This window comes from Streptomyces sp. NPDC059355 (assembly GCF_042752335.1).
In the GTDB taxonomy this organism is placed as follows: Bacteria; Actinomycetota; Actinomycetes; order Streptomycetales; family Streptomycetaceae; genus Streptomyces.
Genome location: NZ_JBHYXN010000053.1, coordinates 44502 through 51344, shown reverse-complemented (window position 1 = coordinate 51344; position 6843 = coordinate 44502). Strand labels below are relative to the sequence as shown.

At 71.4% G+C, this 6843-nt stretch carries 9 protein-coding genes and 1 pseudogene; 6 read left to right on the top strand and 4 right to left on the bottom strand.

Features of this window, described 5'->3' with window-relative positions; all coding sequences use genetic code 11:
* Nucleotides 1-283 precede the first annotated feature (283 nt).
* On the bottom strand, nt 284-676 hold the full coding sequence (locus ACFXGI_RS33835) for a hypothetical protein (RefSeq protein WP_384715232.1): 393 nt from the start codon (nt 674-676) through the stop codon (nt 284-286).
* 762 nt (nt 677-1438) lie between these two features.
* Here ACFXGI_RS33835 and ACFXGI_RS33830 point away from each other — a divergent pair.
* Together ACFXGI_RS33830 and ACFXGI_RS33825 are read left to right on the top strand one after the other, a co-directional pair.
* Entirely contained in the window at nt 1439-1636 is a 198-nt protein-coding gene (locus ACFXGI_RS33830; RefSeq protein WP_384715229.1) for a hypothetical protein, read from the top strand.
* On the top strand, nt 1633-1791 hold the full coding sequence (locus tag ACFXGI_RS33825) for a DUF6126 family protein (RefSeq protein ID WP_384715226.1): 159 nt from the start codon (nt 1633-1635) through the stop codon (nt 1789-1791). The genes ACFXGI_RS33830 and ACFXGI_RS33825 overlap by 4 nt, the downstream gene beginning before the upstream one ends.
* Before the next feature lie 123 nt (nt 1792-1914).
* Here ACFXGI_RS33825 and ACFXGI_RS33820 read toward each other — a convergent pair whose 3' ends face one another.
* Together ACFXGI_RS33820 and ACFXGI_RS33815 are read right to left on the bottom strand one after the other, a co-directional pair.
* A complete protein-coding gene (locus ACFXGI_RS33820; RefSeq protein ID WP_384715223.1) occupies nt 1915-2580 on the bottom strand; it encodes a response regulator in 666 nt (221 codons plus the stop codon).
* The gene (locus ACFXGI_RS33815; RefSeq protein WP_384715220.1) at nt 2577-3539 is read right to left on the bottom strand and encodes a sensor histidine kinase; all 963 of its coding nucleotides are present in this window, start codon (nt 3537-3539) and stop codon (nt 2577-2579) included. The genes ACFXGI_RS33820 and ACFXGI_RS33815 overlap by 4 nt, the downstream gene beginning before the upstream one ends.
* Nucleotides 3540-3818: 279 nt before the next feature.
* Here ACFXGI_RS33815 and ACFXGI_RS33810 point away from each other — a divergent pair, with 279 nt between their 5' ends.
* From ACFXGI_RS33810 to ACFXGI_RS33795, 4 genes are all read left to right on the top strand, one after another.
* The gene (locus ACFXGI_RS33810) at nt 3819-4289 is read left to right on the top strand and encodes a TrkA C-terminal domain-containing protein (protein WP_363123647.1); all 471 of its coding nucleotides are present in this window, start codon (nt 3819-3821) and stop codon (nt 4287-4289) included.
* A 7-nt stretch (nt 4290-4296) separates the two neighbouring features.
* A complete protein-coding gene (locus ACFXGI_RS33805) occupies nt 4297-5547 on the top strand; it encodes a cation:proton antiporter (RefSeq protein WP_384715217.1) in 1251 nt (416 codons plus the stop codon).
* On the top strand, nt 5544-5801 hold the full coding sequence (locus tag ACFXGI_RS33800) for a hypothetical protein (RefSeq protein WP_384715244.1): 258 nt from the start codon (nt 5544-5546) through the stop codon (nt 5799-5801). Before ACFXGI_RS33805 ends, ACFXGI_RS33800 begins: the two co-directional genes overlap by 4 nt.
* A 76-nt stretch (nt 5802-5877) precedes the next feature.
* Complete coding sequence (locus tag ACFXGI_RS33795; RefSeq protein WP_384715241.1) at nt 5878-6048, top strand: hypothetical protein; 171 nt, start codon at nt 5878-5880, stop codon at nt 6046-6048.
* Nucleotides 6049-6308: 260 nt separating this feature from the next.
* Here the strand turns inward: ACFXGI_RS33795 and ACFXGI_RS33790 are convergent.
* Nucleotides 6309-6653, bottom strand: a pseudogene (locus ACFXGI_RS33790) (SLC13 family permease); the annotation flags it as partial.
* Between the last annotated feature and the right edge of the window lie 190 nt (nt 6654-6843).

The following is a 6843-nucleotide window of genomic DNA, read 5'->3' as shown; positions in this document are numbered from 1 at the left end:
GCACCCCCCGGGCGGGGCCTACCCCGATAACTATCTCTGCGGCGGCGGGCGCTTACCCCCCCCCCCGCCCCCCGGGGGGCCGGGGGCCGCGGGGGCGGACCCCCCGCCCGGGCCCCGGACCGCGTGAGGTCTCGCCGCTCGGATGTCCGGTGGTCCGCCGCCTGTACGAGCGCCCGGCGGGCATCGGAATCCGGAGCCTTTCCGTGCGGCCGGTGACGTACATTCGGTTCTGCTGCGACGGCGGGTTGCCGCACGAGCGCGACCGTGGCCGCCGAGGCTTCGGTCAGGCGGGCGTGAAGACGTCCTCGTGCGCGTCGTCGAGGATGAGCCCGAGGTCGAAACGGACGCGGACCGTTACACGCTGCCTCTGCTCCTGATAGGCCGTCCACTCCGGTTCCAACGAGGCGATCTGCTCTTCGAGTTGCCTCCTGCTCCCCGCTGGCATGTCCTGGCCGAACGCGTCGAGCAGCGACACGAGCCGTTCGTACTCGCGCGCCTCGTGGCTCTGGTGCTCGTGCTCGACCACGCGCTCGACGGTGCCCTCGATGCCCGCCGCCAGCAGCAGGGACCCGGCCACGCCCCCCGGCGAGGTCGGGGAGTCCTGCGTCATCGCGGCCCAGTCGGTGAGCCTGGTGTCCGCGGCCAGCTTCACTCGCTGGCCTTCCTTCAGCGTCATGGACTCTGCTCTTCATCTCTCGGATCGGTACGGGCCTTCGCACGGGGCGGCCCGTGGGCGGTCCCATTATCCGCGTCGGCCCCGTTCTCCGGACGCCCGCTGTCGGCGGTTATCCGCCACGTCACAGTGAGCGGTCCCGGGGGGACCGTGCGTGATCTGGGGCACCTTCGGCGGGCAACGCCGGGCGGCGTGCCGTGGCGGGGCGTGCCGGTCAGGGGGAGCCGGAGGGCGAACCTGTCGAAGATGTCGCCCACTTCGATCCAGCCGACCTGAGTACAGGTCCGACTCGTGCCGATGCCTGAACAGCCGAATCCCGCGACGGCCATGCCGTTCAGCTGACGCGAGTGCGGGTGGTCGATGGTGCTCACCGGACCGCCGCTGTCGCCGGGCCGGGCGACCGTGCCGCTGTTGTCCGGGGCGCTGGCGCTTCCCCGGACCCGTCGCAGGTGGGGCACCGGGACACGCCGCGGCCGGAGAGCTCGTACGATCGCGTCCCGCCGCACCCGTCACCGGAAACCGCACCGCGTACCCGCACCCGCTAAACTTGCAGAGTTATGCAATTTAGTAGTTCTGGAACCGGTGGACGGGGGTCGCGGTGTGGCCTCAGGCGGCGACGACAGGCGAAACCAGTGGCCATGCCGGTCCGCCCGAGGCCGCGGTGATGGCCCGCCACGCCCGGCACTCCCCGCATGTGGAGGTCGCCTCCACATGGCTGAGCAACCAGACGGTCGTGGTCCGCTTCATCCTGCCGGCGGGCACCCTGTGACCAGCCACAGCCTCGAGGCCGTCCGGCTGTACGAGATCACCTGCCTCGGCACCGGCCCCGAGCCGGACGTCCGCACGGTCGAGGCCGGCGAGGTCGCGGCCGTCATCGAGCGCGCCGGCGCCCACGGGATGCAGGTCATCGTGCGGCCCCGCTTCCGCCAGGAGCCAGACACCGCAAAAGAGGAGGCGCCATGACCGGTAACCGGCCCGAGAAGAACGATGAGGCGGATCAGGAGAAGTGGAAGGCGAAGGGCGTCGCGATGCGTGCCTTCTTCTACATCTTCGGCACGCACGTGTTCGCCGGGTTCATCTGGCTGCTGTTCTACCTGGGCCAGCACGCCCAGAAGTGAGTCCTCTCACGCTGCACCGGCTCCGGGGGCGCCCGTCGGCGGCGGGGCGGCCAGGACGCCGGATGGCCTGCAGAGTTCGGTGACCTGCGATGCATGCCAAGGCGACTGCGGCTTCGGTTGCGGCTAGGGCTCGATCAGGCCGACGCGGATGGCGTAGCGGGTGAGTTCGAGGCGGTCGCGCAGGCCGAGCTTCTGGAGCAGGTTCGCGCGGTGGCGCTCGACGGTCTTGGGGCTGATGACGAGGAGGTCGCCGATCTCCTTGGAGCTGTGGCCTTCGGCGACGAGTTTGAGGATTTCCTCCTCGCGTTCGGTGATGGGCCTCTCCGGGATGGGGCCGCCGGTGCGGGCCCGGTCGAGGTAGGTGCGGATGAGGGTGGTTTCCGCGCCGGGGTAGATGAACGGTTCGTCGCGCAGGGCGGCGCGACAGGCTTCGACGAGGTCGCGGTCGGCCACGGATTTGAGGACGTAGCCGGAGGCTCCGGCGCGCAGGGCTTCGAAGAAGTACTGCTCGTTGTCGTACATGGTGAGCATGAGTATGCGCAGGCCGGGTCTTGTGCGGGCGAGTTCGCGGGCGGCTTGCAGGCCGGTCTGGCGGGGCATGGCGATGTCGAGGACGGCGAGGTCGATGTCGAGGCTGCGGGCCTGGGTTACGGCTTCCGCTCCGTCGGCGGCTTCGGCGACGACGGTGAGGTCGGGTTCGGCGTCGAGGATCAGGCGTACGCCGCGGCGTACGAGGGTGTGGTCGTCTGCGAGGAGGATGCGGGCGGGTCCGGGGCCGGGCTGGGTCATCGGGTGGCCCTCGTGGTGTCGGTGGTATCGGTGATGTCGAGTTGGACCTGGGTGCCGCCGTGCGGGCCGGCGCCGACGCGGAGTTCGGCGCCGATGAGCAGGGCGCGTTCGCGCATCCCGCGGATGCCGGCGCCCTCGGGTGCCTCCCCGAGGCCGTGTCCGTTGTCGCGGACGAGCAGGCCGACGCCGCCGCGGGGCAGGGGGCGCAGGTGGACCTCGACGCGGGTGGCGCCGGAGTGGCGGGCGGCGTTGGTCAGGCCTTCCTGCGCGACGCGGTAGAGGACGAGTTCGGCGGCCGGGTCCAGGTGGGGAAGGCCCGGGGTGATGTGGGCGGTGGCGCCCAGGCGTGGGGTGGTGAACTCGCCGGCCAGGGAGCGCAGCGCGCTGTGCAGGCCGAGTTCCTCCAGGACGCCGGGGCGCAGACGGCGGGCGATGCGGCGGATCTCGTCCAGGCTGGCGCGGGTGGTCTCCTGGGCCTGGTGCAGGTCGGTACGGACCGGTTCGGGGGCGCGGTCGGCAGCGTGCTTGAGCTGGAGGAGAACGGCGGTGAGGGTCTGGCCGATCTCGTCGTGGAGCTCTTGGGCGATGCGTTTGCGTTCGGCCTCCAGAGCGGTGAGCACCCGGCCGCTGCTGGTGGCCCGCTCGGCTTCGAGCCGGTCGAGCATGGCGTTGAAGGTCCGGGTGAGTGCGGCGATCTCCCCGCCGCCGCTGACGGCCGGGCGGGTGGCGGGTCTGAGGAGGTCGGCGGTGGCCATGGCCCGGTTCAACCGGGCGAGCGGGGCCAGGCCGACCTTCAGGAGGACCGCGTTGATGACCAGCATCGCGGCCAGCCCGCCGAGCAGCACGAGCGCCTCCCCGAACAGGACCGGCGTGGAGACGGTGACCGGGCCCAGCAGCAAGGCCACCGCGACGGCCAGGACACCTGCGTTCAGGAGGAAGATCCGCCAGTACAACGACACGGCCACACGCCTTTCCAGCCGGTCCCCCAGCATCCTCCACGGCCACTCGGCCGCCCGTCTCCAGATGCTGTGACCTGCAGCGGAACCTACTTCCCCGCCCCCATCCTCACGCCGGTGAAGGCTGCTGTCCATCCGTGCCGGCACCCATATTTCGGACACGCGAAAAGTGGCACGATGGGCCCGCCGAGCGGCCCTTCTCCTGCCCGAGACCGACTCTCCGCCGCAGCGGCGTCACGTACGAAAGCGAACACGAGGGGGACAGCTGTGCCTGCTCCACGGATGAGCACCACGCCACTGCCCGGCATAGGGGTCCAGTACGACCTCACCACCCGCGAACACCGCCACCTGTCCGTGGTCGCGCACCGGGACGGCACCAGGACGGTGAACCTCTACCGGGCCGATGACCCCGACGCCTGCGCGCAGTCGCTGCGCCTGACGGGTGCGGAGACGGCCTCGCTGATCGACGCGCTGATGCCGGCCCACCACAGCCCCAACGTGCTGCACACCACCGACCTGGGCCTGGTGGCCGAGCGGATCGAGCTGTCCGGGCACTCGTACTGGAACGGCCGGGTGCTGGGCGAGACTCGGATGCGGACCGAGACCGGCGTATCGATCGTGGCCGTACTGCGCCGCGCGGAAGCCCGCCCCTCGCCCGCGCCGGACTTCCGCCTCGCCGGCGGGGACACCCTCATCGTGATCGGAACCCGCGAGGGCGTCGACGCGGCCGCCTCCATACTCGGACGGGAGTGAGACGCCCGTGCATTCCGCTGTCTTCCTGATCGAGTTCGGTGCGATCATCCTCGGCCTGGGCCTGTTGGGCAGACTTGCCGGCCGCTTCCACTTCTCCCCGATACCGCTCTACCTGCTGGCCGGCCTCGCCTTCGGCACCGGCGGACTGCTGCCCATGGGGGCGAGCGAGGAGTTCGTCGCGATCGGCGCCGAGATCGGCGTCATCCTGCTCCTGCTGATGCTGGGCCTGGAGTACACGGCCAGCGACCTGGTCTCCAACCTCAAAACCCAATACCCGGCCGGGCTCGTCGACTTCACCCTCAACGCCGTCCCCGGCGCCGTGGCCGCACTCCTGATGGGCTGGGGTCCGGTCGCCGCCGTGGTCCTGGCGGGGGTCACCTGGATCTCGTCCTCCGGTGTCATCGCCAAGGTCATGGGCGATCTCGGCCGCGTCGGCAACCGCGAGACCCCCGTCATCCTGTCCGTCCTGGTCCTGGAAGACCTCGCCATGGCCGTCTACCTGCCCATCATCACCGCTCTTCTCGCAGGCGTGAGCCTCGCCGCCGGCAGCGCGACCCTGGCCATCGCCCTCGGCGTCGCCGGAGCGGTCCTGTTCGTCGCGGTCCGCTACGGGCGCCACATCTCCCGCTTCGTCTCCAGCGACGACCCCGAGAAGCTCCTCCTCGTCGTCCTCGGCCTGACGCTGCTCGTCGCCGGCATTGCCCAGCAGCTCCAAGTGTCCGCCGCGGTCGGCGCGTTCCTCGTCGGCATCGCCCTCTCCGGTGAGGTCGCCGAGGGCACCCACACGCTGCTCAGCCCGCTGCGTGACCTGTTCGCGGCCGTGTTCTTCGTCTTCTTCGGCCTGCACACCGATCCCGCGAGCATCCCGCCCGTCCTGCTGCCCGCGCTCGCCCTCGCCGTGGTCACCGCGGGTACGAAGATCGCCACCGGTTACTGGGCCGCGAAGCGGGCCGGGATCGGGGTCAAGGGGCGCTGGCGGGCAGGCGGCACGCTGGTGGCCCGCGGCGAGTTCTCCATCGTCATCGCAGGCCTCGCCGTCACCGCCGGTATCGAGCCCGCCATGGGCCCGCTCGCCACCGCGTACGTGCTCATCCTCGTGGTGATCGGCCCGCTCACCGCCCGCTACACCGAACCCGTCGCCGCCTGGGCCGGGCGCCGCCGCACCCCGCCCTGTCCGGTCCTCACCGCAGTGCCGTCCCGGCCCGGATCCCCCGAGGACCTCAAGGACCAGGCGCAGGATCCGGCCGGCCGCGCGTGAGGGAGGACACCCGGGCGGCGGTCACCGGCCGGGAGACCGTACTGCTGCTCGCCGCCCTGGCCGTCCACCTCGGCGGAGCGGTCGGCTTCGCCCACCGCCTGCCCCGTCTCCTGGCGCGTCACCCGGGCCGGCGCCGGGACACCGAATGCGACCCGTCCTCCAGCGCGCTCACCCTCACCCTGCTGATCGTCCTGTGGTCCGCGATCGCCGTATACCTGGCCTGCATGACCACCACCCGTCACCGCGACAGGTGACCCGGCCGTCTGCGGCACCACAGTGTGCGTTCTCCTGGGCTGCCTCACCTTGCCAGTGCCGAACAAGGAGCAGCCCATGTCGGAGGGACGGATCGGAAGGGTGCTGGCCGCCGTCGGCGCACCTCTCGCCCTGGCCGGTGCGACGACGTACTTCCTGCCCGGGCCCGGCTTCCCTGTGCTCATCGTCGGCCTGGCACTGCTCGTGACCGGCCTCGTCATGGCCGCCGCCGACTCCCGGCGGCGATGAACGACGCCGCTCACCGGCAGCACCAGGCGCAGCTGATGCAGCGTCACGGCATTTACCCAGAGCTTGCGTCGGCGCGGTCGGCGTCGGCGGGTGGTGTCGAAGAGGTTCACGGCGAGCGCGGCCACGATCAGGCCGGCGGCCAGCAGCAGCCCGTGGGGCACCAGAGCCCCCGTGACCACGGCGGCCAGTGCCAGGTCCGCGCCCAGCGCGAGGGACCACCACCGCACCTGGGTCTGTCCGACCCCACCGGATGCGGCGACGACCTTCGAGAGGATCGCACTGGTCGAGGCGACGAAGGGGATGTTGTCGATGACCGCGGACGGCACGATCGACCGGAACAGCAGAGCCATGGAGGCGCCGAACAGGCTGCCGTCCAGCGCGCGGGCGGCTGTCTGGCCGAGGCATGTGAGGATTCCCGTCCGGACCATTGCGCCGACCATCACGGGCAGGCCGGCGAAGAACGCCAGGGTTTCCCACTCGACGTCGGCCGCGACCCTGTGCGCGCCAAGCCGGGATACGGCGAGGAGGACCAGGCCGCCGGAGATCGCCACCGCCGACGGCTCCGGTGAGGACGGAAACGATGAGCAGCGTGACGACCGCACCATCCGGGGCCGCGGCGACCCGGTGGACCCTCTCCGTGGCGATCAGTACGCAGACGGCCCCGAACACCACCACGGCAGGCCACGCGGTGACGCTCATGGCGGGCCCACCCGGCCGGTTCCGGGGTGACGCGGAGAGGGCGGCGGGTCGGGGCCGGCACCCGTCTTCACCAACCCCGACAGCTGCAGCCCTTCC

What these genes read in the sequence shown, in the direction of transcription:
- ACFXGI_RS33825 (WP_384715226.1), top strand. Translation starts at nt 1,633, where the DNA reads ATGACCGGTAACCGGCCCGAGAAGAACGATGAGGCGGATCAGGAGAAG.
- ACFXGI_RS33820 (WP_384715223.1), bottom strand. Translation starts at nt 2,580, where the DNA reads ATGACCCAGCCCGGCCCCGGACCCGCCCGCATCCTCCTCGCAGACGAC.
- ACFXGI_RS33835 (WP_384715232.1), bottom strand. Translation starts at nt 676, where the DNA reads ATGACGCTGAAGGAAGGCCAGCGAGTGAAGCTGGCCGCGGACACCAGG.
- ACFXGI_RS33810 (WP_363123647.1), top strand. Translation starts at nt 3,819, where the DNA reads ATGAGCACCACGCCACTGCCCGGCATAGGGGTCCAGTACGACCTCACC.
- ACFXGI_RS33795 (WP_384715241.1), top strand. Translation starts at nt 5,878, where the DNA reads ATGTCGGAGGGACGGATCGGAAGGGTGCTGGCCGCCGTCGGCGCACCT.